The organism is Microvirga lotononidis (assembly GCF_034627025.1).
Classification (GTDB): Bacteria; Pseudomonadota; Alphaproteobacteria; order Rhizobiales; family Beijerinckiaceae; genus Microvirga; species Microvirga lotononidis.
This window is the reverse complement of record NZ_CP141049.1, coordinates 1,116,120-1,143,097: the sequence shown is the minus strand read 5'-3', so window position 1 is coordinate 1,143,097 and position 26,978 is coordinate 1,116,120. Positions and strand designations below refer to the sequence as shown.

Sequence of the window (26,978 nt, the reverse complement as noted above, 5' to 3'; positions counted from 1 at the left end):
CGTTTGCGTAAAGACGTCCTCGCGACGCCATGCACGTTGGTCCATTGGCTAAGCAGGGCGGCCGCATTGGAGGCTGCAACGGTCCGATCCGCCGTGCCACGAAGTCCACGGCCCGCACGAAGCAACGGCAGGCTTCAACACGGTGCTTGAGGCGCTCGGCCCTTTGGCTGGGCGCTTTCCTTTGCAGCAGGGCGTTGGATTCTTCCGAGCGCTCTGAACCAGAGGTCCTCCTTCGCCAAAACAGCGCCACCATTCTTTCCGCTGCGGCGTTTCAGGGAAACGAGATAACAGGGTCAAGGGATGACACCGATAGACTGCATCCAGGAGTCTCGGACCTCATCGCCTCACCCACTGACGATTGGCCTGCTCCTGCGCATCGAGCTTCTCGATCAGCGGCTGGAGGCGCTCGGGGAACTCGTCCTCGAGCATGTCCGTGTAGAGCTTGCGAAGAAAATGGCCGACTATCTTGGCCGTAAAATCCGGCGAAGGGGATGCCGTATCCGAGAGCTGAAGCCCCTTCATCTGCTCGTCATTTACTTTGTCCCGAGGCCCGATATGTTGCGGCATGTCACGGATGAAGAGATTGAGCAGCGCGCCAGGGCTCTGCGAACGGAACTCGGTCTGCAGAACCAGAGCCGCCCCGACCTGATGACTGTGATCGAACAGCTCACGGCCCGCTTTCGGCACTTCAGCTCCCGGCAGATCCCTGATGCCGAAATGCCCGGTGCAGAGGCGCAATGGGATGCCCGAAAAGGCGTCTTACGCATCCGTGAGAGTATCGTGGCTGCCATGCAGAGGGGTGAGCCAAGAGCCCGGATGACCATCGCCAATGAGATTGGGCACTTCGCCATGCGGCACTCGGGCGCTCGCAGCAGGAATGACACTCAAACGACCGCCGGAAGGCTCGGGTTGGAGGCCAAGAAAGAGGAGAGTGAGGCAAGACGCTTTGCTGCGATGTTCCTGGCTCCCAACGATCTCCTCAGTTCGACTGATACGGTTGAGGAGATCGTGGACCGTTTTGGCCTGAGCTTTGAAGCAGCCATGATCCGCAAGGGCGAGTTTGATGCGTTCCAGCGCCGCGCCTCTGGTCAGCGGCGCGAGCTGCCGTCTGTCGTCGTCGATTACTTGAAGGCCGCTCAGAAGCGGGGTATGAGGCTGCGGACAGATTTGGATTGAGAGGCCTCTGGCGGGCCTTCCCATCGTTCGGGGGACATACCGCCCATCGACAGGGCCGATCCGGCGTTTGTGGCCTCGATGCGGTTGGATGTGAGGAGCGCTCAAGCGCGATGCTTGCACGATCCGCGTCTTTCAGGCCTTCGCCCGAGGAAATGGTGGGTCTTATCGGGTCGGCTGATGGGCGCTTTTTGTGCTGGCACCCGCTCGCCGGTCAACTTCAGTCGCCACAGCCGACCAGAACCGAAACCCTTGCTTGCTGCCTCTGGCGCGGCAGTAATACGCCTGCTGCCGTGCTCGGGCGTAGGCGGCCCCTCCCTCATCCGTGATCAGGCAGATCGCCTCGTACTCGACGGCGGTGAGACCCGCTTGAGTCCTAGTCCTTGGACGACGAGACAGCAGGGCTCGGATGGATCCGATCAGGCGCTTCATGAAAGCCAGTATGGACAGATGCTGGGACGGGTCAATGAGCGCCCAAGACGATCGAAATGGCAACGCCAATGCGCGTCGTCACGGTCCCGTCAAAGTCTGCAAGCAAAGGTGGCTCCCTTCTTCCGATTTGTAACTTAATATCACCAAAGCATTCTGGGGGCTATTTTGTTGCCCTTTCGGGCGTCAGCCGCGGTAACAAAAGCCAGACCTTTCGTCAGCTGTCGAATGGCGTCGAGATGGACCTCAGAGGATAAGCGACGAGGACCGCCAGGAGCGACCGGCTCCGACAGTGCTCTCAAGAGGCCAACGCACCTTAAGCTTGGCCTCTTCAACAGGTCTTGCCTCACCGGGAGCATTGGATTATCACCCTCGTTAGCACTCTCATGCGTCGAGTGCTAATCGGGCTGCTCGGCGCAGACGAGTGCTTCCAATTCTAAGAGCGAGGAAGCACCCCCATGACGTTTCGCCCCTTACACGACCGTGTGGTCGTCCGCCGCATCGAAGCCGAAGATAAGACCAAGGGCGGCATTATCATTCCCGATACTGCTAAGGAAAAGCCGCAAGAGGGCGAGATCGTCGCCGTCGGCCCCGGCGCCCGTGACGAGAACGGCAAGGTTGCTGCCCTCGACGTGAAGGCCGGTGACCGCGTCCTGTTCGGCAAGTGGTCCGGCACCGAGGTGCGGATCGACGGTCAGGATCTCCTGATCATGAAGGAATCCGACATCATGGGCGTCATCGAGCAGTCTGCCGAAGCGCAGAAGGCCGCGTAAAACAGCCCCAACCCTCACAAGATCAAAGCAACAGGATTTCAGCTCATGGCTGCCAAAGACGTCAAATTCTCCTCTGATGCCCGCGATAAGATGCTGCGCGGCGTCGACATCCTCGCCAATGCCGTGAAGGTCACCCTCGGCCCGAAGGGCCGCAACGTGGTGCTGGAAAAGAGCTTCGGCGCTCCGCGCATCACCAAAGACGGTGTGACTGTTGCCAAGGAGATCGAGCTCTCCGACAAGTTCGAGAACATGGGCGCCCAGATGGTCCGCGAAGTGGCCTCAAAGGCGAGCGATGTGGCCGGCGACGGCACCACCACGGCGACGGTTCTGGCTCAGGCCATCGTTCGCGAGGGTGCCAAGTCGGTGGCCGCCGGCATGAACCCCATGGACCTCAAGCGCGGCATCGATCTGGCTGTTTCAGAGGCCGTGAAGGACATCCAGGCCCGCGCCAAGAAGGTCGCCTCGTCTGAGGAGATCGCCCAGGTCGGCACGATCTCGGCCAACGGCGACGCTTCTATCGGTGAGATGATCGCCCAGGCGATGCAGAAGGTCGGCAACGAGGGCGTGATCACGGTCGAGGAAGCCAAGACCGCCGAGACCGAGCTCGATGTCGTGGAAGGCATGCAGTTCGACCGTGGCTATCTCTCTCCCTACTTCATCACCAATGCCGAGAAGATGATCGCCGAGCTCGAGGATCCCTACATCCTCATCCACGAGAAGAAGCTCTCCTCGCTGCAGGCGTTGCTCCCGATCCTCGAGGCGGTGGTGCAGACCAGCAAGCCGCTGCTGATTGTGGCGGAAGACATCGAGGGCGAGGCTCTCGCCACCCTCGTGGTCAATAAACTCCGCGGTGGCCTGAAGATCGCTGCCGTCAAGGCTCCCGGCTTCGGCGACCGCCGCAAGGCCATGCTCGAGGACATCGCGATCCTGACCGCCGGTCAGACGATCTCCGAAGACCTCGGCATCAAGCTTGAGAATGTCACGCTCGACATGCTGGGCCGAGCCAAGCGCGTGCGCATCGAGAAGGAGAACACCACGATCATCGACGGTGCTGGGTCTACGCAAGACATCGAGGCCCGGGTCGGTCAGATCAAGGCGCAGATCGAGGAGACCACCTCGGACTACGACCGTGAGAAGCTCCAGGAGCGTCTGGCCAAGCTCGCCGGCGGCGTCGCGGTGATCCGCGTCGGCGGGTCGACAGAAATCGAGGTGAAGGAGAAGAAGGATCGTGTCGACGACGCGATGCACGCCACCCGCGCTGCGGTGGAAGAAGGTATCGTCCCCGGCGGCGGCACGGCCCTCCTGCGCGCCAAGGCTGCGGTCGCCAAGCTCACCAGCGACAACCCGGACGTGAAGTCCGGCATCAACATCGTGCTGCGTGCCCTTGAGGCTCCGATCCGCCAGATCGCTGAGAACGCCGGTGTCGAAGGATCGACGGTGGTTGGCAAGATCAACGACAACACCTCCTCCGACACCTTCGGCTTCAACGCTCAGACGGAAGAGTTCGTGGATCTGCTGCAGGCTGGCATTGTCGATCCGGCCAAGGTCGTCCGCACGGCTCTGCAGAATGCAGCGTCGGTCGCCGGCCTGCTCGTCACGACTGAGGCCATGGTCGCTGAGACGCCGAAGAATGACGCTGCTCCGGCCATGCCCGGTGGCGGAATGGGCGGCATGGGCGGGTTCTAAACCTCACCTCCAGCACGACACAAGAAGGGCCCCGGAGCGATCCGGGGCTTTTCCATTTGGGGCCGACGGCGAGGCGCCGATCGCTGGGAAGGTGTCGCGCTCATTCTTTGTAAACAGTTTGGAGCAGACGATGTGTCATCTGTTCCAAAGTCATATTGTTCTCAGGTGATTTCATGAAGAATGTTCGACGCTTCCTTGTATCTCCATGCATCGCTCGCCTCGTTGCGAGAGAGCGAGGGGTCGACCGTCAGATCGTCGAGGGGTATCTCTCGTCGCAGCCCGGCAAAGACCAATTGATTCGGCTGGAGGCCGATCAAGCTCACTTTGTCCTGTCAGGGCAGGATCCGGCAGGAGACCCGGTGGAAAAGCTTGCTCCCCTTCCGCGCGAACATGCCGAGGCCTTGTTTGGTCTCTGCGTTGGGCAGATCTCCTACGACCGCCTCCATCTGCCACCTCAAAGCGGCCTCAGCGATGCGATACAGCTCGACCGTGTCGTGTATCCCAGCAGCTTTGATCTCATCACCGTCGAGTTCGCCGACGCTCAGCAGGCAGAAGCCTTCCAGATTCCGACCTGGTTCGGCCCCGAGGTGACCACTGAATACACTTACGAATGGCGCTATATCGCGTTGAATGGCCTGCAGTCGAACCCTGAGGTGCCGCTCTCAAGCCAGCAGGTCGAGGCGGTGCTCGATATGCTGGACCAATCCCAGACAGCCACGAAGGCAACCAATGGGTCTGCTGCTGACGACGTCATTGTTGCTCTCAGCCGCTCGCTCGAGACATCTGGTCTCCTGAAAGCAACGAAGGACACGTCCACTCCTCCAGAGGCGAAACCGCTTGCCGAAGATGTTCTTGAACCGATGAAGAGGTCAGCTCAATAACCCGAGCGCGAGTTGGACAACTACGCGAGCGCTGCCATGGTTAGGCAGCGCTCTTCTATTGCTCACGTCACTAACTCTGACTTTAAACAGAACCGTGCATGAGTGCCTTAGAACTGCCGATGGCGCGCGGCATTCAAACTCCGTTGCCCTGCAGATTGTCTATGTCGTCGTAAACTTCGGCCTCCCTGTCTCAGGATTTATGGAGCGGCTTCATCGTTCAGCGGCATAGACCAGACTGTGAGGTGGGATTGGCTACGGCGCCTCACCTTGGACGACTGCGTGAGGCGTCGCCTCTATTACCCAGAGAAGAGGGCTTTGCGCGATGTGCACGCGACACAAGCACCTTATGGTCCGAGAATAGGATCTTGAAAATGGAAGCCCCGGCGAGCGCCTGGCGCTCCCCGGGGCTCCGGTGTGGAGATGAGATGAGGCTGTCAGGCTACACCGACTGCTAGAGGCTGAGCCGATGCTCGTTTGCGTGTGTCAGTCCGGTCGGCTGCCAGCCTCAGTCCTCGTCCGCTCCACCCATTCCAATGAGGATCTCGCGCTTGCCTGCATGGTTTGCGGGACCGACGATGCCCTCCTTTTCCATTCGTTCCATGAGCGAGGCCGCTCGGTTGTAGCCGATCTGCAGCCGTCGCTGGATGTACGACGTTGAGGCCTTCTTGTGCCGCAGCACGATCGACACGGCTTGATCGAACAACTCACCTGATCCCAGCCCCATCTCGCTCTCGTCGAAGACCGGTATTTCCTCCGGCTCCTGCTCCTCATCGTCCTCGGCGGTGACCGCCTCCAGATAGACGGGCTTGGCCTGGCGCTTCAGGTGCGCCACCACCTTCTCGACCTCCTCGTCCGAGCAGAACGGCCCGTGCACGCGGGTGATCCGCCCGCCGCCGGCCATGTACAGCATGTCGCCCTGGCCCAAGAGCTGCTCGGCGCCCATCTCGCCTAAGATGGTGCGGCTGTCGATCTTCGAGGTGACCTGGAACGAGATCCGGGTCGGGAAGTTCGCCTTGATCGTGCCGGTGATCACGTCGACCGACGGGCGCTGGGTGGCCAGGATCACGTGGATGCCGGCGGCGCGCGCCATCTGGGCCAGGCGCTGGATCGCGCCCTCGATCTCCTTGCCGGCCACCATCATCAGGTCGGCCATCTCGTCGACGATCACCACGATGTAGGGCAAGGCATCGAGATCCATCACCTCGTCCTCGTACACCGCCTCGCCGGTCTCGCGGTCGAAGCCGGTCTGCACCGTGCGGGTGATGGTCTCGCCGCGGGCTTTCGCCTCGACCACGCGGGCGTTGAAGCCGTCGATGTTGCGCACCCCGAGCTTCGACATCTTGCGGTAGCGGTCCTCCATCTCGCGCACCGCCCATTTGAGCGCCACGACCGCCTTCTTCGGGTCGGTGACCACCGGGGTGAGCAGATGGGGAATGCCGTCATAGACGGACAGCTCGAGCATCTTGGGATCGACCATGATCAGGCGGCACTCGGCGGGCGAGAGCCGGTAGACCAGCGACAGGATCATGGTGTTGATCGCCACCGACTTGCCCGAGCCGGTGGTGCCGGCCACCAGCAGGTGCGGCATGCGGGCGAGATCGGCGATCACCGGCTCGCCGCCGATGGTCTTGCCGAGGCACAGCGGCATTTTCTGCGTTGAATTCCTGAACTCCTCCGATTCTAGGATTTCGCGCAGGTAAACCTTCTCGCGCTGCTGGTTGGGCAGCTCGACCCCGATGGCATTGCGGCCCGGGATCACGGCCACACGGGCGGAGACTGCGCTCATCGAGCGGGCAATGTCCTCGGTCAGCGCGATCACCCGCGACGACTTGATGCCAGGGGCTGGCTCGAATTCGTAAAGGGTCACCACCGGTCCGGGATGAACATGAATGACGTCGCCCCGTACGCCAAAATCGCGGATGACCTTTTCGAGCCGGCCGGCCGCTTCTTCGAGGATATCCTCGGTCAGGATCTCCCCGTCCCTTTCCGGTGCCTCGGTCAGATAGCCGATGTCAGGCAGTTCGTAGGCATGGATGACCTCCCGATGCGTCACAGGCTTGGGCAGCATGATGATTTCTGCCGATGGCAGGAGAGCCATCGGTTCAGTCTCAATCTCGGGTTCCCGGTCATCCGGGCGTTCCAGGTCGGTTTCGATCGCCATGTCGAGCCCATCCACCTCGGCGATCGGGCTCAGATCCGAGCCAACCGCATCAGAGCGGATCTCGCGGACCGTGGATGCAGTCTCATCGACTGGGGCTTCAACGGAAGGCGGCAAGCCCGTCGGCCTGTCCTGGTCCGGCTCGGGGGCAGCGATATCGATGGCCGGATCGGTCTGGTAATCTGCCTCAGCGTCGCCGCTGCCTTCGGGCTCTGCCATCGCGGCATTATCCGTGACCTGATGAGGCGCGATGGCGCTCACAGCATCAGCAGCCGTGGAGGTAGGCTGGGTGACAGTCTTGACGACTGAGCGAAGCTCGTCCGAATAGAGAGCGAGATATCCAAGATCCAGATTTGCGATCTCAACGTCAGCGAGTGCCGCTGAGCCTGTTTCGACTTCGATGGAGGGCTCTGCCGTCTCAACGAACTCTGCATCCTCAATCTCGTCACTCGCCGCCATCCCATAGGCATTGTCAGCCACGGCATTGATCATCCCCGATGCGGATGGATCATCCGGGGCTGCTGGTTGGATGGGAGAAGGGTTGGCCTGCCATGAACTGGCGTGCCAGGAGAAGGTCAGACCAGCGGGCACTGTCCAGAAAGCATTCTGAAGACGCGGGATGACGCCTTCGGGTGCCATGTCTTCATTGTGCAGGGAACCTTCTTTCTCATTAGCGCCCGGCTCAAGAGCCTCTGTCGACGAGATCGTCTCGGCAGTGTCTTCAGCAGCTGGAATCTCAACCTCAGGAAGGATGTCCGATTCGCTGGTGTCCTCCGGGCTGCTTCCGAACTCCGCCTGAATCTGGGCCAGCTGGTGATGCACAGCAGGATCCGGCTGCGGGCGCGGCTGTGGAGGCGACAACAGCTGCTCGACTGTCGGCGATGCCGAAGGTTGCCCGGACGTGGCAGGACGGCGCTTGGAAGTGGGGCTGGGGCGGCTCAAATCAGTTTCTTTCTGTATTGGTTCTTGTTGCAATTTCCGGCCCGGATGATCGGGGGTGCGGGTCAAGACCAGGTTCTTGTCGACGACGAAGGCGTCCCACCAACCTGGCTGCGGCAGGCCTGCGGCGGCCCACGGCGTGGGCCATGAGGGGCTGCCACTGTGCCAGTGTTGATCAAGCGGGAGGGATGAACGTTGCGCTCGCGGTTTCGAGCTCTGGCCCGAGGGAGCTGGCGGATCAAACGGTGGTTTCGAGGTCGGTCGCATGATCTCTAGGCACCTGGAGGCCGCCGGTTGAGTGCGGCGAGGGATCCCCAATGGTTTAGGGGCGACAGGTAAAGGGAGCGTTAGAGATCCGGCTTAGCCGCCGCGGTGGCAAAAGGCTTCTGGCGCCTCAGGGCATTTTCCCGTGGTGCTTGCAAAGCGGTGATCCCACAACTAGCCTTCATCCGCTGGGAGGGTGCGGCTGAGCAAAATGGGACATGAGGACCATGCGCGCCGATGAAGATGGTAAGAGACGGCAATGGCGACTGGCACTGTAAAATGGTTTAACGAGACGAAGGGTTATGGCTCCATCCAGCCTGACAATGGCGGCAAGGACGTATTTGTTCACATCAGCGCAGTCGAGCGCGCCGGCTTGCGCAGTCTGAAGGACGGGCAGAAAGTCTCCTATGAGATTGAGGCCGACCGCCGGACAGGCAAGGAATCCGCTGTCGATCTGAAGGTCTAGGATCCTTCACCACATTTTATTGGTCACTCGGAATCCACGATCAGCCGCCCCGTGATGGGGCGGCTTTTTTGTTGGGCTGCATCCTGTCCAACAGGCATCCTCGGGTTAACGGCGAGGTGACTACATGGAAGTGTCGGGATCGAGCACGATGGCAAGGTACAATGGCCTGCAACTCGCGAGCTCGGACCTCGCGCCGGTCGTGAGCATCACACCCCAATCGCCCGCCTTCAGGAGCAGCTTCGGGCCCCGACGCGCAAGAAATCACAGGACCACCTGAGTTGCTTCAGAGGTCTCCATAGCCCTTCCGTCTCTCTGGGTGTGCGCCCAGCCTTTCAGCGCTTCCGCAGCTTTGGCTTCATCAGGAAAGACCTCAACCTTCTCCTGACCCTTGGAACCAACGAAGCCCCAATTGCGCACCAGCCGGATCGGGCCGAACAGGTCGAGCTCAATCATCAGGCTGAAGGATCGTGCCCTGCCCTGCTCCGGGTCAAGAGCACCAGGTGGTGCTGTATGGGTGAGCGGGCGTCAGGCATCCTGGGAGAACTCCTACTCGGGTTTGCCCTTCTGGAGCGTCTTCTCCATCTCGCGCATCATCGCGTCCTCGATCTCGTCGAGGTTGACTTTGACGGCTTCACCGCTGGTTCGGGTCACCGGCCCCTGCTTGGCCTTAGGCTGGGTACTGGCCACCCGCGCCTGGGCGGGGAAGCGGCCACCCAGGGTATCGATCAGGCTGTTGAGCGCCGCATCGGACAGCGGGATCTCTGGAGTCTCATTGAGCCCCCGCAGAGCGATGGACTGATTGGTATAGCGGGGATCCGCTGTCACCTCGGGTCCGAACCACTCGAGCGGACGGAAGCCCCTCGCCTGCTCGTCAGAACCGAATTCCACGGTGACGAGGTGGAGGACATGAGGACGGATGATCTCATCGACCAGGGCTTGACCCTCGCCGATCGGCAGGACTGTCCGGGTGTAGTCGACCTCGCCGGCGCAGACATCGAGCAGCGCGTGGGCGGAGATAACGCCAGATTTTGGTGACGGCCTGACAGATCAGGCGGCGGGTTGAGCTTGAGATCCAGGTTGGGAAGCACCGACCTCAAGGCCGTCAGCGAACTTCACACCCTGGATCAGCTTTGGCAACTGGTTTGGTCCATCAAGGCGTCGCCAGCCCTTCTGAGCTCCCTCGACCAGCTTGAAGACCATGATCAAGGCAGTTTGGTTTGACAGACACCCCTTGGCCCGGATTGTTCGGTGCCGCACGGTGGCGAACGTACTTTCAATCGGATTGGTCGTTCTCAGGTCTTCCAGTGCTCGGCGGGAAAATCGTAGAAGGCCAGGAGCGCATCGCGATCTTTGACCAGGCAGTCCACGGCTTTCTCGTACTTGATGCGGTAGGTTTGCGTGAAGGCGTCGAACGCGGCCAGAGCATCCTTCTTGGTCTCGGCCATCCAGATGGCCTGAAGGGCGGATTTGGCTTTGGCGTGAAGGCTCTTCGGCAGCCGGTTGAGGACATTGGCGGTCTTGTGCACCCAGCAGCGCTGCTCGCGCGTCAGAGGCCAGACCTCGCCGAGCGCCTTCCAGAAGCCCAGCGCACCATCGGCCACCGCGATTTCCGGCGCAGCCGCCAATCCCCGCCGTCTCAGGTCCAGCAGCAGGTCGCGCCAGGAGTGGGCGCTCTCGCGCAGGCCATCGGTAAAGCCTACCAACTCCTTTTTGCCTTCCGGCGTCGCCCCGATGAGGACGAGGATGCACTGGGCTTGGTCTTCCAAGCGTGCCTCCAGATGGATGCCGTCCGCCCACAGGTAGACATAGCGCTTGGCCGACAGATCACGCTTTTGCCAGCGGGCATGGTCCTCGCTCCAGACCTGCTTCAGGCGAGCGATGGTCGAGGCCGACAGCCCGGGCGCGTCCTGGCCCACCAGGGCCGAGAGCGCTTCGGCAAAGTCGCCGGTGGAGATGCCTTTGAGGTACAGGACCGGGATGAGCACCTCCAGGCTCTTCGAGCGCCGGGCATAGGGTGGCAGGATCGAGGGCCTGAACCGAACCTGCTCGGTCGGGCTCGCCTGCCGGTCACGCACGCGGGGCTGGCGCACGCCGACCGGGCCAATGCCGGTCAACACCTCGCGGGATGGCAGATAGCCGTGGCGCACCAGGCGCTGCAGTCCGTTCTCCGTCTTGAGTGTGGCGTGCTGGGCGAGGAAATCGGCGACTTCGGCCTCAATGGCTTGGGCCAGTAAGGCGCGGGCACCCTCGCGCAGGATGTCGGTCAGAGAGTCGGTAAAGCTCCCTGGCTGGGCGAGCTTGAAGACGTTATGATCAGACAAGGCGTATCCCTCCTTCGGTGGAGAAGTGGAGGCTCGAACACCCCCACGATACGCCGCTTCATCCCTTCATGCCGTCCCCAACTTACGACGCTATCTCCCCGGAGCGCGGCAAGTTGTAAGGGAGATTATGCCGCATGTGTAAATCTAATTCCGCCATGCCATGCGCCGCAACGCGAGCTTGCATCGCGCTAAAGACCTTCAGGTGTAAGGGAAGTAGCGTCAACCTGGCGTTTGACGACGGTCACGTTGTGGCATATTCTACTTTACATCTCTCGGGCGAGGTTGATCATGGCAAGGCCAAACCGCCGGGATCTCAAGAGCGCCGCACTGGCGCGCGACGGCACCCTCAATCCCCATCCCGAGGGCGTCCAGGACGCCTTGTTCACCAGCAACCCGTTCTTCGATGCGCGCGATCTCATCCAGGTGCGTTACGAGATGGTGCGTCGGCATCAGATGGACGGTCTCTCCATCAGCGAAGTCGCCGCGGCCTTCGGGGTCTCGCGCCCGACCTTCTACAAAGCCCAGAATGCCCTGGCCAGCCAGGGTCTGGCCGGTCTTATCCCGGGCCAACGGGGTCCCAAGGACGGCCACAAGCTGTCGGCCGCGGTGGTCTCCTTCGTCTCCGAGATGAAGCTTGCCAGCCCGGACCTCACCACGCTGCAATGTCTCGACGCGATCCAGGAGCGGTTTGGTCTCAAGGTCCACAAGCGCAGTTTGGAACGAGCGCTGGCGCGCAAAAAAAAACGCTCCCATCCGGCCTGATCGGCATCGGCGCCGTCGAGACCTACGAGAGATTGCGAGCCGCGGTCCTGTCGGCCGAGCCGGTCTGGGGTCTGGACCTTGGCATCCTGCGCCAGCGTGGCGTGGCAAGCTGGCTCAAGGGGCGAAGCCTTCGGTCGCCCGTGCCCGCCAGACCGGCACCAAGGTCGCCTGTCCTGGTTGTCGAGCCCGTGTCGCCCGCTGGCGAACTCACCCGCCTTCTGGCCGGGATCGTCGTTGCGCTCATGGAGGGCCCCGCCCATGCCTGATCTCAAAGTGACGGCCGATCATCTCAAGCGCGATGCCTATCTGTATGTCCGTCAATCGACCTTGCGTCAGGTGGCCGAGCATGGTGCGAGCACGCAGCGCCAATATGGCTTGCGCGGTCGCGCCATCGCCGCCGGCTGGCCGGCCGAGCGCATCCGCGTCATTGATCGGGACCTCGGCAAGTCCGGCTCCAGCGCCGCAACCCGTGATGGCTTCCAGGAACTGGTCAGTGAGGTGGCGCTCGGCAAGGCCGGGATCGTGATGGGGCTTGAAGTCTCGCGTCTGGCGCGCAACTCCGCCGATTGGCACCGGCTCATCGAGCTGTGCGCGCTGACGGCCACGCTCATTCTCGATGAGGATGGCATTTACGACCCGGCCGAATTTAATGACAGGCTCTTGCTCGGCCTGAAGGGCACGATGAGCGAAGCCGAGCTCCATATCCTCAAGGCGCGGATGCGCGGGGGTCAGCTCAACAAGGCCCGGCGCGGCGAGCTCGAAATGGCTCCGCCGGTCGGTCTGGTCTACCGGCCTGATGGCGGTCTCGACCTCGACCCCGACGCGGAGGTCCAGGGGGCCTTGCGTCTGGTGTTCGAGACCTTCGCCCGCACCGGCAGTGCCATGCGCACGGTGCGCTTCTTCCAGGAGCAGAATCTTTTGTTCCCGCGCCGGCTGCGCAAGGGGCCGAATAAGGGAGAGCTGTTGTGGGCCCCGCCGCAGCACGCCCGCATTCTGCAAGTGCTGCATAACCCGCGCTATGCCGGCGCCTTCGTGTATGGCCGGACGCGCACGCGTCATCGGCCTGAGGGAGGGGCCGCGACAATCCGGGTCCCCAGGGCCGAGTGGCAGTTCGTCATCCCGAACCTGCATCCGGGCTATATCAGCTGGGAATGCTTCGAAGCCAATCAACTCCGGCTCGCCGACAACGCGCGCGCGTTTGGCGGGGAGCGCCTGTCCGGTCCCGCCCGCGAAGGACCTGCGCTGCTGCAGGGCCGTGTGTTGTGCGGTCTGTGCGGCTCGCGCATGGGCGTCCGCTATCAGCAGGAGCATGGATGCAGCGTTCCAGTTTACATCTGCCAGGAAACCCTGGTGCGACGCGGCGGAGCGGTGTGCCAGACCATTCCGGGCAAAGTCGTCGATCCGGCCATTGGCGCGCTTCTCGTCGAATTGATGACCCCGATGACGCTGGAGGTCACCCTGGCCGTGCAGCAGGAACTTGAAGCGCGCGGCCGAGACCGACAACTTGCGTCGTCAGCACCTCGAACGCATGGCCTATGACGTGGAGTTGGCCCGTCATCGCTACATGAAAGTCGATCCCAATAACCGGCTTGTTGCCGACACCCTGGAGGCAGACTGGAACGACAAGCTGCGGCTTCACGCCGAAGCAGCCGAGGCGTATGAGCGCAAAGCTCGCGAGCAGGTCGGTGAACTCGACGCCGAGGCGCGGCGGCGCATTCTTGATCTCGCCGAGCAGTTCCCGCGCGTCTGGCATGATCCCCGGATCGACCCACGGGAGCGCAAACGTATCCTGCGTCTGCTGATTGAGGATGTGACGCTCGTCAAAGCCGATACGATCACCGCGCATGTCCGCCTCCCGGGCGGCGCCACGCGGACCCTCACCCTTGAGCGGCCCCTTCCCATCGCGCAGATCCGCAAGATCAAGCCCGAGATCGTCTCCGAGGTGGACGGATTGCTTGACGAGCACTGCGATCGCGAAGTCGCCGATATCCTCAACCGGAGAGGACGCCGCACCTGGGAGGGGAAGGCCTTCACCCTCAAGAAAGTTGCGCTGATCCGCAGCACCTATCATCTGCCGAGCCGCTATGAGCGCCTCCGCCGTCGCAATATGCTCACTACGCGCGAGGTGGCCGCACGGTTTGGCGTCTCGGAGGCGACCGTCCATCAATGGGGACGACAGGGTCTCATCCGGAAGTGCTACAGTGACCGTCTCGCCCGTGGCCTATGGGATGTTCCTTCGGACGAGACCATCCTCAAGGGCTGCGGCGGGCGAGGCGCGCGTCCAGCCCGACGGGGGCCCATCACTTCATCGAAATCCGAACAAGGTGCAGTATGAAACAACCGCTTTGTCGCGCGGCTTCTTGCTGCGTGTCGGCAGGATCGTGGTGTCGTAATGCTCCGCCATGGCGGCGAACGTCGCGGTCAGTGTCGGCTCGAACCACAGGGCCTTGGCCACGCCCGACTTCAGATTGTCGCATACGATTGCCTTGGTGACCCCACCGTAGAAGGCCAGTGCACGCACCTGGCCGTCGATCCAGTCCGGCAGCTTCTGGCTGGAGCTGGCAAAGGCGAAGGTCAGGTTGGAGGCGCCCAGCACCGCGACAAAGATCTGGGCCGGATGGATAACCCCCGTCGCCGGATCAAGCACCGGCACCGTCGGCCCGGCATAGTCGGTTTGCATCACGGCGCCCGCCGCGTGCCGATTGCGGAACGCAGTGCTCATCCGCTGCCGGAAGGCGGCAACCCGCTCACAGAACCAGGTGAAGCCGTAACCATCGGGATGGCAGGCGCGGTATTCCTGCCATAGAAGCGTTAGCGTCACGCCTTTGCGCTTCAGTTCCCGAATGATCAATGCCCAATCGGGCTCGCTCAGATCCCGCGGCGGCCGGCCAACTCTGCCGAATAGCAGCCGCTCCAACTTTGCATCGTCGTCCGAGCCGGCCGGCAGGGGCCATGAAAGCCCGGCTTCCCGAGCACGCAGCAAATAGGTCGATACCGAGCTCTTGCCGATCTTCAGCCGCTCGGCAACCTCGCGCACCGAAAGACCCTCTTCATGGGTCAGGCGCAGGATCGTCCGGATATCCCTCACTGTCGTTCGTCTTGCTTGCTTCCGTCTCGGCATCGGCCCCTCTCAACGTTGTCGTGAGAGGCCTAACCACCAAAACGGCGCCGCCGCGAACCAACCGTCACACCGCCGCCGGAAACTGTCCGGGATTTAGCGGAACCGCTGTCCGGGATTTACTGAAAGCACTGTCCGGAGATTACCGGAAATCCTGTCCGGACTTTTCCGAAACCCGCAACTCAGCATGCACGGGCTCGATCCCGCTTCCTTGCCGGCGCATGAGCCGCCAACCCAATGAGCCGAGCTTCGACCTCCGCCGTGCCCTCTATGCGGTTCTGGGCCAGGACTTGACCCAGATCCATGGTCTTGGGCCTTCCTTGGCGCTCAAACTGGGTGCCGAGTGCGGGACGGATCTGACGGCTTGGCCCAGCGCCAAACACTTCACCTCCTGGCTCTGCCTCGCGCCCGGCAACAAGATCTCTGGTGGCAGGGTCCTGTCCTCTCGCACGCGCCGGTCCGGGAGCCGGGCAGCGGCGCTCCTGCGGTTGGCGGCAGTGACGGTCGGAAAGACCGAGACGGCGCTGGGCGCCTTTTACCGGCGGCTGTCGACGCGGATCGGCAAGGCCAAAGCCGTCACGGCAACCGCTCGCAAGATAGCGGTGCTGTTCTACAACGCCCTGCGCCACGGCATGGATTATGCTGACCCGGGAGCATCCTACTATGAGGAGCGGTATCGGAAGCGGGTGATCGATAACCTGCACCGCCGCGCCAAGGCCTTCGGCTTTGTGCTGCAGGCGGTCGCCGCTGACGCTTCCACGGGCGCTGTTTCTTAGGAGGAAAGCGATCGGCATCTTCGCGGAGGTGCCGAAATGAGGTTTCGTTTCATCGAGCAGCATGCCCGCGCCTATCCGGTGCGGCTCATGTGCCGCGTGCTCCAGGTCTCGCCCAGCGGCTATTACGCATGGCGATCCCGTCCGGAAAGCACCAGGGCCGCAGCCAATCGAGGCCTCCTCCAGGCTGTTCAGCGACTCCATGGCCAGCATCATGGCCGCTATGGTAGCCCGCGCATCCATGCCGCCTTGCAAGCAGAAGTCCATCGGGTCAGCCGCGGACGGATCGAGCGACTGATGCGCCGGCATGGCATTCGCGCTCTGGCCCGTCGGCGCTTCCGGCCGACCACCACAGACAGTCGTCCCTCCTTGCCGATCGCGCCCAACCTGCTGCAGCAGAAGTTCACCGTCTTCGAGCCGAACCGGGTCTGGTTGGCCGATATCACCTAGTGCGCATCTGATGAGCGATGAGTGGAAGGCCTTGTCTCACTTGGCAGCGCGTTTTCAGCCCACGACACCATTCATCATAAGGCCCGCGAATATGCCCGTGGCCCGGTGCGCATCAACTCCGCGGAAGGCTTTAATGACCGGATGCGCCGGACCGTCTGGGGCGTGTTCCATCACATCAGCCCACATCTGGCAGACCTTTACCTCAATGAAATCGGCTTTCGGTGATCGCGGCGGGTTATCACCGGTCAGGCGCCGCGACGCACGCGCAAGGGGCACCAAGTGACCAAGACCTTATGGGCACGTGTCCCACCAGCTCTACAGCTTCCAGCCGTTTTCCGCTTCGCAATTGGACGCGAGATGCGCCGGACCAAAGCCGGCGGGATCGACCTTTTCTCGAAAGTAGTTGTCTTTGGTTGATAATGCCGACGTATCTAGGGCACAGATCTTGCGTTGACCCCTAAATCGACGGTACCAGGGTGGCCATCGATCGCCCTGAAACGATGACGCCGCCGCGATGATTCCATCGCAGCGGCGAACGAGCAGCTCAAGTCCTTACTTGACGGCCGCCTTGGTTGCGGCGAGCTTATCGAAGAGGCTGCTGAAGGCCTGCTTCGCCTTGCCAGGATGCGCGGCGGCCTTGGCCTGATCTACGTTCCCCGGCTCGCCGACCACGACCAGGCCGACCATGCCCATGCTGTAATGCGGCTTGCACTTGTAGCCATAGACACCGGCCTTGTCGAAGGTGATCGCGAGTTCCTCGTTGGTCTTGCCCACGAAGGTCCTGCCGCCTTCGGGAACCATGGTGTCGATGGTCTCGACATTGTGCCCCTTGTCTGCGGCAACGAACTTCACGGTATCGCCCGGGTTGATCTTCACCAGCGCCGGCTCGAACACCATGACGCCTTCGGTGCCCTTGTTGAGCATCTTCACCTCGACCTCGGCGGCCCCGGTAGCACCTGCGAATCCGAGAGCGGCCACGAGGGTGCCAAAAACGATAACCTTCCGCATGATCTTTCTCCTTATGCGATACAATTCCGACGAGCTTCAGGAACGGCTCTTGAGGGGATCTCATACGCTTTCAGGGATGGGATCTGTTTGATATGGCGCAAGGAGTCTGCCGTTTTCCGGAGAACGGAGCGGCCCGGAGGTTTCTATCGGCTCTGGGACGGCGCCTTACTGGCGCACTGTCCGGCGGTGGTGTCAGCTGGCATCTTGAGATGAGAAAATCGGATTCCCGGCGAGTTTGGACATCAATAATGAGACGAACAGGCGGCCCGCTGTCTCATTTCAAACGTCAATTCAGAAGCCATGCTCTCTAGGTGCTCACGGCCTCCGGCTCTGAATCGTAGGGCTAACGTTGCGAGCGGATTGTCTCAAAAGAAATGTCCAAAGCACCGCAAGTTCTCAATTCAAATGGATATTCTCAAATTACATGCTCAAACATAAGTGCTTGAAATCGCTCACAACGACATCTCACGCCAAAATGCCAACGGACAGGAGAGATTGGCTGGCGTCGTCGTTGCTCCGAGCGGTGTTCCCATTCCCGGTCCTGCCGTGTCCTGGAAGGTGATGTCACGTTAACCTGAGGAGTCCGCAATAAGCCCTGCTTTGTTGATTTCAGGCGAGCACGCCCGCCTTCAGGCTATGGCGGCTTGGAAAGCCGCCATAGCCTGAAGGCGGTGAAGGTGGGTGGCGAGGACAGAGCAGCGGGAATGGGGCGGGACGAACAGGTTTCTGACGGCTGAAAAGACGGATGTGAACCGCTGCAGGCTTCCTGCGGACCGAAAGCCCTGCATCATGCGCTCCCGCTTTCGCAGCGGGAGATGCGAGTTCTCAGATGAGGTATTCGGCCTGCCGCCGCCCCTGCCACGTCGCCATGAGGTGCAGCGCTCCAGGCTGATGGTACAACGAGGCCACGGCCTCGAGCCTCAGTGGGAGGAACGCACCATGAAGCACTATGCGGGATTAGACATCGCGGTCAAAGAAACCTCCGTGTGCATCCTGGACGAGACGGGGAGGATCTGCCGAGAGGTCAAGGTCGCCACCCATCCGGAGGATCTTCTGCGGATCCTGCAGGATCCCGCCTGGCAGCTGGAGCGGATCGGGCTGGAGGCGTGCCAGCTCTCGCAATGGCTCTTCGACGGGCTGGCAGACACCGGCCTGCCAGTCGTATGCATCGAGACGCGCCACGCCAAAGCCTTCCTGAAAGCGCAGATCAACAAGAGCGATCGAGAACGACGTCCGCGGCCGATTGCTGAACTTCGGTCTCAAGGTTGGCATGGTGGGAGCGGTCAAGGTCGAGCAGCGCATTCGCGAGCTCGTTGCAGGCATGCCGGACCTGGCCGAGAGTGTCGAGCGGCTGCTGGATGCCCGGCGCAAGCTGCGCGAGCACTTTACGGCTCTGCACCGCAAGCTTCTGGACCTCGCCCGCGGGGATGAGGTGTGCCGGCGCCTGATGACCATCCCTGGGGTGGGTCCGGTTGTGTCGCTGGCTTTCGTGGCGACCATCGACATTCCGGTCCGGTTCCGGACCTCGAAAGCTGTCGGGCCCGTCCTGGGGCTGACGCCCGTCCGCAGCCAGTCCGGCGAGAGTGATCGGGTTGGCCACACCTCGCTCTGTGGGGATGGCATGATGCGAACGCTGCTGTTCGGGGCGGCTCAGACGATGCTGCGGCCGTCCACCCGGTGGTCGTGGCTGAAGGCCTGGGCCATGACGGTGGCCCAGCGGCGTGGCAGCGGAAAGGCTGTGATCGCCCTGGCGAGGCGTCTGGCGGTGATCATGCATCGCATGTGGTGCGACGGCACGGAGTTCCGGTGGACGCGAGAGGTTCAGGTGGCCTGAGCAGACCCGACCGATCGCCAGCAGCCAGATTAAGGAGAACCACGAGCTTCCGCACCCGAGCGGGAGGCTGTCCCCTGCGGGACGACGAATGAAGTGATGATCTTCCCCCGATTGCGCGGACACCGGGTTAGTTCATTTTCCGCTCGGCCTGTTCGGGTATGAGATACCCGAGGGCCGAGTGCATGCGCTGCCGATTATAGTAGCTCTCGATATAGCCGAACAGATCCCGTCGCGCCTCGTCGCGGGTCGTCCAGCGACGCTGATGAACCAGCTCCACCTTCAGGGAATGGAAGAATGACTCCATCGGGGCGTTGATGCTCCTATAGAGGTCAAGAGGTTGAAGAGACGGTCGCGAGAGGCCTGCTGGCGCGGCAGAGATAGCCGAAGATCTCCCGTGCCACAAAGCGCTTGAGACAGCGAATGATCTCCATCTTGCCTTTACCCTCTGCCGTTCGCTTTCGGACGTAGTCGCGGGTGGGAGAATGGCTGCGCATTCGGCTGATGACCACACGATACAGAGCGGCGTTGGTCGCGGCCCGCACCCGGCTGGTGCGGATCTGCACCGAGCTATCCAACCAGATCCGAGGCTTGATGAAGACGTTCGGGTTGGTGGTTCCCGCCGGCAAGGGCAGCACGTTCGAGAAGAATGTGCGCGGTCTTCTGGTCGACCAGGACGGGCTTTCTGCCATCGTGCTGCCGATGCTGGAGGCGTGGCGCGGCCTGCGCATCCGGGCAGCGGAACTCGGGCGACAGCTCGTGACCGGCGCTCGCCAGAGCCAAGCCTGTCGCATCCTCATGTCGATCCCCGGGGTCGGGGCGATCACGGCGACATCCTTTGCAACAGCCATTGAGGATCCGAACAACTTCAGGAAGTCCCGCTCCGTCGGCGCCTGGCTCGGCCTGACCACCCGACGCTACCAGTCGGGCGAGGTCGACTATGATGGCCACATCTCACGCCGAGGCGATCGTCAGGTGCGAGGACTGCTCTTCGAGGCGGCAACGGTCATCCTGACCCGCAGCTCGGCCGAGAGTGGCCTGCGGACCTGGGGCCTCAAACTCCGGGAGCGGGTCGGCTTCAAGCGAGCCGCCGTTGCTGTAGCGAGGAAACTTGCCGTTATCATGCACGCGATGCTCAAGACCGGCACCTTTTTCGACCGGACTGTTGGCGCAGTCGCTTGATGGATTGAGGATCGCGTTCAGGCTCTGAGCGCGCTGAGGCGTCCCTGCCGGGACGTGGGCCGAGCCATTCCGCGTGTTGGGATGCACCGCTGATGCAGCCGAGTGCGGCGTCCACATAGGAAGGCTCCTCCCGCGAAGCTCCATCATGCGGCGACACCTGTCGACCGCGAAGACGACCCTGCTCCCGGCCTACGTCGACCGAGCGCGGCTCTGATCCGCAGTGACTGCTCCTCTTGAATGCTTCCTTGACCCTGATCCTGGCGTCGAGCCGGAGAGGATTGAAAAAAGTACTTGCAAAATGGCTAGCGATTAGACGACCCCAACACAAAACCTCATGCTCTCCCATGAACCTCATTCGGCTTGGTGCCTGGTTCGCGGGCACGCCGCTCGCGCAAACCCCTCAATCAGCATTTACCGAGCTCATGACGCATCCAACCAGCGCATGAGGCATTCGCCAGCAGTATCTCTTTCGAAGCAAGACCACACCAGTGCTGCTTCCCAGCAATGGTGATCACGACCTCATCGAGATGCCAGCAGTCACCGGGCTGAGGAGCTCGTCGGCGAATGCGATTGGCGAACTCGCGGCCGAACGTCTCTGCCCAACGACGAACCCTCTCGTGGCTGACCTCGATCCCACGGGCGGCCAGCCTCTCCTCCACCATCCGCAGGCTCAAGGGGAAGCGGAAGTAGAGTCAGACCGTGAGGCTGATCACCGCGGCCGGAAAATGGTGGCGGGCATAGAGCAGAGGGCACAGCTTCGTCATACCCGCTTATACGGCGGCACCCGATCCTCTATCGATAACGTGACGATGCCTGGGGAATGGCGAAAGCGCAGTTTGCCGTTCTCTTCGAAGGCCGCTTCAGGCCAGGATGATGAACCCGGCCCAGATACGGAAATTCCGACAGTTCCAGCCCCGATTACCAACTTGCTCATCCGTGCAACAAGGCGCCGGTTTGCGCCCGCCACAAGCGAGCATAAGCGCCATCAGCTGTCAGCAGATCAGTATGCCTTCCCTCCTCAACAACCTGCCCCTTGTCGAGGACCACGATCTTGTCGGCCCTACGAATGGTGCTGAGTCGATGAGCGATGATGACGATGGTCTTACCGGCCCAACGCAGATCCTCAACCACCCGCAGGACAAACCCCTCGGCGATCGAGTCGAGAGAGGAGGTCGCCTCGTCGAGGATCAGGATCTCCGGATCCCGGTACAGAGCCCGAGCCAAGGCAAGGCGCTGCTTCTCGCCGCCGGAGAGGTGTACACCATTCTCGCCCAGATAGGTCTGGAGACCGCTGGGCCAGCGCTCGATCAGCTCCCGTAGCCCTATTTGATCACAGATTTGCAGGATCTTCTCGATGTCCGGCTCGAACTCGCCAAGGGCGATGTTCTCGATCACCGAGCCCGAGAACACGTCGACCGATTGCGGCACCACAGCGACAACCTTGCGCAGGGATACGGTCGAGAGATTCTGGAGGGCATAAGGACCGATCCGGATGCGCCCACCCTCAAGGGGGTAGACATTCTGCAGCAGAGACGCAAGGGTGCTCTTGCCCGAGCCGCTTTCCCCCACCACGGCTGTCATCTCGCCCCGGCGGAAGGTGACGCTGAGATCCTGAAAAAGCTCAAGCTGCGGGCCATGGCGGAATGTGACGTTCTCTAGGCGGATATCACCAAGGTCGGACTTGGTGGCATCAATGCCGCCGCCGCTTGTCTCCTGCTCCACGTCGAAGATCTCGAACAGGCGATCCGCCGCGATAAAGGCATCCTGAATGATCCGGTTGGTCTGGATCAGGCTGGTAACCGGCCGGGTGACATAGCCGAGCAACGTGTAGCAGGACAGTAACTCGCCGGGCGTGACGGTTTGATCGAGGGTAAGCGTTGTTCCGAACCACATCAGCACAATGGTGAATAGGGTCGCGAGGAAAGTCGAGGCATTGTCTCCAAAGATCGAGATGAGGCCGGAACTGTAGACGGAGTGCAGCATCTTGATGAAGCGGGTCTCGATCTTGAAGTTGGCGAAGCTCTCGATGCCGGAGGTCTTGATCGTGAAGATAGCTCCGAGAGATTCCACCAGTTGCGCCTCCAGGTCGGCGGCATTCTCCATAATGGCGCGCTGGCGTTTCCTATTCAGCCGGTTGATGGTCCAACAGACCAAGAGGTACAGCGGGGTGGAGACCGCCATGACTAAGGCGATCTTCCACGAGTAGATGAACATCAGCCCGAACGAGAACAGGATCATTAGCACGTCGACGAACATGTTGATCAAGACGTCGTTCAGGAAGCTCCTGATCTTCACTGCGTCGTTCATGCGGGAGACGATTTCGCCCATGCGCATGCTGTCGAAGAACTTCTGGGGCAGACTTAGGATGTGATTGTAGTAGCCGAGGATTAAGTAGACATCGATCTTCTGCCCCGTTTGCAGGACGAGCCGGTTCCTGAGGAGATTGATCAGGATCTGCGCCACCAGGATCAGCAGCATGGCGACGCTCATCAGGTTGAGCAGGTTGCGGTTGCCCGCTGTGATCACATGATCGACGATCTTCTGGACGTAGATGGCCGTCGAGAGACCGAGGATCGTCGTCACCAGCGCCCCGACAAGAGCCTGCGCCATCACCGCCCTGTGTGGCGCAAGCAGACGGGCGAAGCGGGCGAGGGGCGAGGTGGTCTCGTCGCGGCGCTTGAAGGTGTCTGCCGGAACCAGGAGCACCAGGACGCCAGTCCATTGCGTCTTGAACTCCTCGTGCGACAGCTTGCGGATTTCACCATAGGCTGGGTCCATGACGGTGACCCACCTCGCATCGACCGCCTGGATTACGACGAAGTGGCGCAGGACTTTCTTGACGATCACGTGCGCGATAGCGGGCTTCGGGATCTTGTACAGGCTGTCGAAGTCACCCTTCACCCCCTTGGCGATGAAGCCCAGCTTCTGGGCCGCTTCCGTGAGGCCCAGCACGTTGGTGCCGGAGCGGTCGGTCGAGGCATACTGGCGGATGCGCGATAATGGCAGCTTGTAACCGTAAAAGGCTGCGACGGAAGCAAGGCTGGCGGCTCCGCAATCCGTGATGTCGCGCTGCTTGAACTTGACGACCTTGCTCGACATGGCGGCTCGCTGGCTGTTTGGAAGATGAAGGATTAGCTGCCCGCCAGGAGGGGATTGAGCCAATCGTCGACCTCATTGTAGAGGAGTTGCAGGAGAGTGCGGTCGGCCACGAGGAAGCGGGCCCGCACGGTCATGCCTTTCTTTAGGTGACCGATGACCCCGTTCTTGAGCGCGAGATGGCTGCGGGAGAGCGCGCAGCGGACCTTGAAGACCGGGCTCCCGTCGTGGAGGGTGAAGTCCTGCGCCACGTCGAGCACCGTTGCTTCGATGATGCCCCATTGATTGTAGTTGAAGGCATTCACTTGGAGCCGCACCGTCTGGCCCAGCCGCACGAAGCCGATGTCGTTGGGGGAGACGTAGATTTCCGCCACCAGTTCGCCGTCCGGCGAGACCGAAGCGACGGTTTGCCCCGCCTGGACGTAGCTGCCGGGGCTGAGGCCGGAGAATTGCTCGAGAGCGCCTGACACCGGGGCCCGGATGCGGGTCAGATCCCGTTCGGTCTCAAGCTGACGCAAGGTGGCCGTGAGTTCCTTGAGGCGCAGGTTGGTGTCGAAGAGCTCCTGGTTCCATTCGGCGGATTTGCGCCGGGCGAGGATCTCGCCCTGAACCTCAATGCTCTGGAGGGCGAAAGCCTTTTCGTCGACGGTCTTTGCGGGCGCTGCACCAACGGAGACCAGTCGCTTAGCGCGGTCGAGTTCCGCCACGGCATTCCTGCGGGCATATTCGTTCTCCCGCAGCAGGTTGAGAAAGTGCGCCCGCTCGGCCGTGGCAGACTCGGTCAGGAGGCGGATCGGGTCCTTGGCCTGTGTGCCGGAGGAGATCAGGGTTTCGAGGTCACGGGCACGATTGCTCTTAGCGTGAATGTCGCCTGTAAGCGTCCTGAGCTTTTCTTCAACCACCTCATCCTCGAGGGCGAGGATCTCCTGCCCCTGGGCAACCAGATCGTTCTCAACGGCAAGGATACGGGAGATGCGTCCGGAGACGGGCGCAATCAGGGGCGTCTTCTCGATGGTGGGGCGAATGGTACCGGCACTTTGGACAGAGACCGTTATGGTGATGAGTGGCAGCGACACCAATGTCGCAACCACAGCGAGCACAATCATCTGATAGATAACCAAAGAGCGTCCTGGTCGTCGGGAGAGGATGCTCTCTGCAGTGTAGCTGGCTATTTCAGAAGGAAATAAGATACCTGGCATTCAGTATTTCCCCTGATGTGCAGCGTCTATAAGAAACTGTCAATTCGTATTTAAGTTGAAATATAGGGGCTTACGCCCCTATATTCTTTAGCACGACCATCCGCGCTGTATACCACGTATAATGATAAAGACAGATGCAGCAGCGGCAGCCATACCGATGAAATTAACGATAGGGACAACTATCATCCCAAATATAAACCCCGGATTTCCTCCCGAAGTTGCAGATGCTTCTGCAGGAGTTAATGCGGTCACACCATAAGCTGACATCTCGATCGTCATTGTGTTCTCCTTTTCTAGCGCTAAATACTAAAATTCGTTGGTGGCGGAAACGCTCATGAGAATTACGCCTAATGCCATTAGAACAATGCCCAGTCCACGCCCAGGGCCAGACAGGATGAGCTGAAAGAGCGCTTGCCGCCTTAGGTTGCCGGAGGTCGACAAGGGCGGCGCGCGTATAGGCAGACCTGACATGTTGCTTTCCTTCCCTCGTTTCAGCGATCGCGCTATCGCTCACGCCATGAATGCCGGTCGGCTGCTCCTGCCGCCTCGCACCGACGGTTATAACCGCCCCTCCTGCAAAAGGCGTGCCAACGGCACCCAAAGAGCCTCAGAAGACATGTTCGGCAGCTTATTCAATGGCTTCCATGAGAGTGCGGCAGGGCGCCAGGCCGCACAGCACCGTGTCGCGGACTCGACAAACCCGAGGTTATCGAAGGGCTGGACCTGCGGACGATGAGCGGCAGTTATCGCGGGTCGGGTTCGGCATCGTATCATCCGAAGGTTCTGCTTGCTGTTCTGGTTTATGGCTATGCAACGGGCGTTTTTTCGAGTCGCAAGCTGGAACGGGCGACGTATGACTCGGTCGCCTTCCGGTTTATCGCGGCGAACGATCATCCCGATCACGATACGATAGCCGCGTTCCGGCGGCGTTTTCTCAAGGAGATCGAGGGTCTGTTTGTGCAGGTGCTGCTTCTGGCGCGCGAGATGGGCGTTCTGAAGATGGGCACGGTTGGGCTTGACGGGACGAAGATCCACGCCAATGCCAGCCGGCACAGCGCGCTTTCGTATGAGCATGCGGGCAAGATCGAAGCGCAGTTGAAGGCCGAAGTGGCCGAACTGATGGCGAAGGCCGAAGCTGCCGATCAGGCCGATCTTCCCGACGGCTTTTCGATCCCCGATGAACTTGCGCTCCGGGAAGAGCGGTTACGCAAGCTTGCCGCGGCGCGCGCGAAGATCGAGGCTCGCGCCAAAGAGCGTCACGCCCGTGAGCAGGCCGAGTATGAGGCACAGCTTGCGGCGCGGAAGGAAAAGGAAAAGAACTCGGGCAAGAAGCCCGGCGGCAAGCCGCCGTCCCCACCTGCATCGGGCCCTTCTCCCACCGACCAGATCAATCTGACCGACGAGGATTCGCGCATCATGCCGGTGGCCGGCGGCGGGTTCGAGCAATGCTACAATGCGCAGGCCGTCGTCGCCGCAGGCAGCCTGTTGGTGGTCGCGGCAGAGGTGGTGCAGGCGCCCAACGACAAGCAGCAACTTGCGCCGATGGTCGACAAGATCACGGTCTTGCCGGAAGAGGTGGGGCGGCCCGATACGCTGGTGGCCGACAGCGGCTACTTCAGCGCTGCCAATGTCGATGCTTGCGCGAATGCCGGCATCGAGCCGCTGATCGCCACGGGCCGGCAGGCGCATTACCCGCCACTCAGCGAGCGCCTTGCCGAGCTGCTGCCGCCGGACAATCCGACGTCTGTCGAGGCCATGGCCTACCGCCTGAAGACACCCGAAGGCGAAAGGCTCTATGCGTTGCGTAAGCAGACACCGGAGCCGGTGTTCGGCATCATCAAATCCGTTCTGGGCTTCCGGCAGTTCTCGATGCGCGGCCACCAAAAGGCCTGCGGCGAATGGAACCTCGTGACCATGGCCTGGAACATCAAGCGCATGTTCGCCCTGATCCCAGCCTGATGCGGGCGTCATCAAAGCCTAAAGACCGCCAAATCGTCCACCGGTCGAAAATCGCCAACCCAAGCCTCTCTCGGACTGCCTCCCGCCCATCCACTGGTTCTCGACCAGCCAGAGCCACCCTACCTTCGATTGAAGACGTCAGTCCGACAGGCTGCTAGGATCTTTCCTCATGGCAGCGCCGTCATCCACGTAGACCTAGGTACTCTACGGCTGCCCGGTCATGGCACCCGGTCACTGTGGCCGAGGCTCCGTCCGGGATCCAGCCGGTCGCGGACACCCTGCTTCAGGATCTTCGCCTCGGGGAAGCCTCCGTCGTGCTTGCGATCCCAGATGGTCTCGCCCTCGTAGGTGATCTGAAACACTCCGCCGGTCCCCGGCACAAGGGCCACTTCGCCCAGATTGGTTGCGAACGTCGAAAGAAGCTCCTGGGCCCGCCAGGCCGAGCGCAGAAGCCATTGGCACTGCGTGCAGTAGGTGATGGTGATCCGGGGAGGTGTCCTATCCATTGCA

The 26,978-nt window shown here is 61.5% G+C and carries 17 protein-coding genes and 12 pseudogenes; 14 read left to right on the top strand and 15 right to left on the bottom strand.

Annotated elements, in window-relative coordinates:
• Positions 1–336: 336 nt before the first annotated feature.
• Positions 337–687: a hypothetical protein gene (locus tag U0023_RS29325; protein WP_195904147.1), complete on the bottom strand. Its 351-nt coding sequence runs from the start codon at positions 685–687 to the stop codon at positions 337–339.
• 129 nt (positions 688–816) lie between these two features.
• Between U0023_RS29325 and U0023_RS29320 the strand changes: the two genes are divergently transcribed.
• From U0023_RS29320 to U0023_RS29305, 4 genes are all read left to right on the top strand, one after another.
• Entirely contained in the window at positions 817–1,176 is a 360-nt protein-coding gene (locus U0023_RS29320; RefSeq protein ID WP_245272855.1) for an ImmA/IrrE family metallo-endopeptidase, read from the top strand.
• Between the two features lie 884 nt (positions 1,177–2,060).
• Positions 2,061–2,375, top strand: a complete 315-nt coding sequence (gene groES, locus U0023_RS29315) for a co-chaperone GroES (protein ID WP_009489174.1) — start codon at positions 2,061–2,063, stop codon at positions 2,373–2,375.
• A 45-nt stretch (positions 2,376–2,420) separates the two neighbouring features.
• On the top strand, positions 2,421–4,061 hold the full coding sequence (gene groL, locus U0023_RS29310; RefSeq protein ID WP_009489175.1) for a chaperonin GroEL: 1,641 nt from the start codon (positions 2,421–2,423) through the stop codon (positions 4,059–4,061).
• A 173-nt stretch (positions 4,062–4,234) separates the two neighbouring features.
• Positions 4,235–4,942 carry a CYTH domain-containing protein gene (locus tag U0023_RS29305; protein WP_009489176.1) on the top strand — a complete coding sequence of 236 codons (708 nt, stop codon included), beginning with the start codon at positions 4,235–4,237 and terminating at the stop codon, positions 4,940–4,942.
• Positions 4,943–5,447: 505 nt separating this feature from the next.
• On the opposite strand, the gene U0023_RS29300 is transcribed toward U0023_RS29305, so the two are convergent.
• Positions 5,448–7,580 (bottom strand): DNA translocase FtsK, encoded by a 2,133-nt coding sequence (locus U0023_RS29300; RefSeq protein ID WP_322883818.1) that lies wholly within the window; start codon positions 7,578–7,580, stop codon positions 5,448–5,450.
• A 982-nt stretch (positions 7,581–8,562) separates the two neighbouring features.
• On the opposite strand from U0023_RS29300, the gene U0023_RS29295 reads away from it, so the two are divergent.
• Positions 8,563–8,769: a cold-shock protein gene (locus tag U0023_RS29295; RefSeq protein WP_009489177.1), complete on the top strand. Its 207-nt coding sequence runs from the start codon at positions 8,563–8,565 to the stop codon at positions 8,767–8,769.
• A gap of 261 nt (positions 8,770–9,030) precedes the next feature.
• Here U0023_RS29295 and U0023_RS29290 read toward each other — a convergent pair whose 3' ends face one another.
• The 3 genes and pseudogenes from U0023_RS29290 to U0023_RS29280 form a co-directional block, all read right to left on the bottom strand.
• A complete protein-coding gene (locus U0023_RS29290; protein WP_009489178.1) occupies positions 9,031–9,222 on the bottom strand; it encodes a WGR domain-containing protein in 192 nt (63 codons plus the stop codon).
• Positions 9,223–9,315: 93 nt separating this feature from the next.
• Entirely contained in the window at positions 9,316–9,594 is a 279-nt protein-coding gene (locus tag U0023_RS29285; protein WP_245272856.1) for a hypothetical protein, read from the bottom strand.
• A 222-nt stretch (positions 9,595–9,816) separates the two neighbouring features.
• Positions 9,817–11,090 (bottom strand): annotated as a pseudogene (locus tag U0023_RS29280) (IS256 family transposase).
• Positions 11,091–11,378: 288 nt separating this feature from the next.
• Between U0023_RS29280 and U0023_RS29275 the strand changes: the two are divergent.
• From U0023_RS29275 to U0023_RS29265, 3 genes and pseudogenes are all read left to right on the top strand, one after another.
• On the top strand, positions 11,379–11,852 hold the full coding sequence (locus U0023_RS29275) for a helix-turn-helix domain-containing protein (RefSeq protein WP_009489181.1): 474 nt from the start codon (positions 11,379–11,381) through the stop codon (positions 11,850–11,852).
• Positions 11,853–11,884: 32 nt separating this feature from the next.
• Positions 11,885–12,118 carry a hypothetical protein gene (locus U0023_RS29270; protein WP_040637903.1) on the top strand — a complete coding sequence of 78 codons (234 nt, stop codon included), beginning with the start codon at positions 11,885–11,887 and terminating at the stop codon, positions 12,116–12,118.
• A pseudogene (locus U0023_RS29265) lies at positions 12,111–14,187 on the top strand (recombinase family protein). The gene U0023_RS29270 and the pseudogene U0023_RS29265 overlap by 8 nt, the downstream one beginning before the upstream one ends.
• On the opposite strand, the pseudogene istA reads toward U0023_RS29265, so the two are convergent.
• Positions 14,173–14,973, bottom strand: a pseudogene (gene istA / locus U0023_RS29260) (IS21 family transposase); the annotation flags it as partial. The pseudogenes U0023_RS29265 and istA overlap by 15 nt on opposite strands.
• A 197-nt stretch (positions 14,974–15,170) precedes the next feature.
• Here istA and U0023_RS29255 point away from each other — a divergent pair.
• The 3 genes and pseudogenes from U0023_RS29255 to U0023_RS29245 all read left to right on the top strand — a co-directional run.
• Positions 15,171–15,746: pseudogene (locus U0023_RS29255) on the top strand (transposase); the annotation flags it as partial.
• Positions 15,747–16,190: pseudogene (locus tag U0023_RS29250) on the top strand (IS3 family transposase); the annotation flags it as partial.
• 24 nt (positions 16,191–16,214) lie between these two features.
• Complete coding sequence (locus U0023_RS29245; RefSeq protein WP_009489187.1) at positions 16,215–16,418, top strand: transposase; 204 nt, start codon at positions 16,215–16,217, stop codon at positions 16,416–16,418.
• A 327-nt stretch (positions 16,419–16,745) separates the two neighbouring features.
• Here U0023_RS29245 and U0023_RS29240 read toward each other — a convergent pair whose 3' ends face one another.
• Complete coding sequence (locus U0023_RS29240; RefSeq protein WP_009489188.1) at positions 16,746–17,201, bottom strand: pseudoazurin; 456 nt, start codon at positions 17,199–17,201, stop codon at positions 16,746–16,748.
• A gap of 629 nt (positions 17,202–17,830) precedes the next feature.
• Positions 17,831–18,040 (bottom strand): annotated as a pseudogene (locus tag U0023_RS29235) (IS6 family transposase); the annotation flags it as partial.
• Between the two features lie 100 nt (positions 18,041–18,140).
• Between U0023_RS29235 and U0023_RS29230 the strand changes: the two are divergent.
• Positions 18,141–19,035, top strand: a pseudogene (locus tag U0023_RS29230) (IS110 family transposase).
• Between the two features lie 127 nt (positions 19,036–19,162).
• On the opposite strand, the pseudogene U0023_RS29225 reads toward U0023_RS29230, so the two are convergent.
• Both U0023_RS29225 and U0023_RS29220 read right to left on the bottom strand, forming a co-directional pair.
• Positions 19,163–19,348, bottom strand: a pseudogene (locus U0023_RS29225) (IS3 family transposase); the annotation flags it as partial.
• Positions 19,349–19,364: 16 nt separating this feature from the next.
• Positions 19,365–19,562, bottom strand: a pseudogene (locus U0023_RS29220) (IS110 family transposase); the annotation flags it as partial.
• Between U0023_RS29220 and U0023_RS29215 the strand changes: the two are divergent.
• Positions 19,561–20,214: pseudogene (locus U0023_RS29215) on the top strand (IS110 family RNA-guided transposase); the annotation flags it as partial. The pseudogenes U0023_RS29220 and U0023_RS29215 sit on opposite strands and share 2 nt — an antisense overlap.
• A gap of 485 nt (positions 20,215–20,699) precedes the next feature.
• On the opposite strand, the pseudogene U0023_RS35955 reads toward U0023_RS29215, so the two are convergent.
• The 4 genes and pseudogenes from U0023_RS35955 to U0023_RS29195 all read right to left on the bottom strand — a co-directional run.
• Positions 20,700–20,978 (bottom strand): annotated as a pseudogene (locus U0023_RS35955) (IS6 family transposase); the annotation flags it as partial.
• A gap of 166 nt (positions 20,979–21,144) precedes the next feature.
• Positions 21,145–23,313, bottom strand: a complete 2,169-nt coding sequence (locus tag U0023_RS29205; RefSeq protein WP_009489195.1) for a peptidase domain-containing ABC transporter — start codon at positions 23,311–23,313, stop codon at positions 21,145–21,147.
• 32 nt (positions 23,314–23,345) lie between these two features.
• Positions 23,346–24,431, bottom strand: a complete 1,086-nt coding sequence (locus U0023_RS29200) for an HlyD family secretion protein (protein ID WP_009489196.1) — start codon at positions 24,429–24,431, stop codon at positions 23,346–23,348.
• Positions 24,432–24,596: 165 nt separating this feature from the next.
• Positions 24,597–24,788 (bottom strand): hypothetical protein, encoded by a 192-nt coding sequence (locus U0023_RS29195; RefSeq protein ID WP_154660900.1) that lies wholly within the window; start codon positions 24,786–24,788, stop codon positions 24,597–24,599.
• Positions 24,789–25,211: 423 nt separating this feature from the next.
• Here U0023_RS29195 and U0023_RS29190 point away from each other — a divergent pair.
• Positions 25,212–26,468, top strand: a pseudogene (locus tag U0023_RS29190) (transposase); the annotation flags it as partial.
• Between the two features lie 218 nt (positions 26,469–26,686).
• Here U0023_RS29190 and U0023_RS29185 read toward each other — a convergent pair.
• Positions 26,687–26,974, bottom strand: coding sequence for a SelT/SelW/SelH family protein (locus tag U0023_RS29185; RefSeq protein WP_009489198.1), 288 nt, complete (start codon positions 26,972–26,974; stop codon positions 26,687–26,689).
• Positions 26,975–26,978 lie beyond the last annotated feature (4 nt).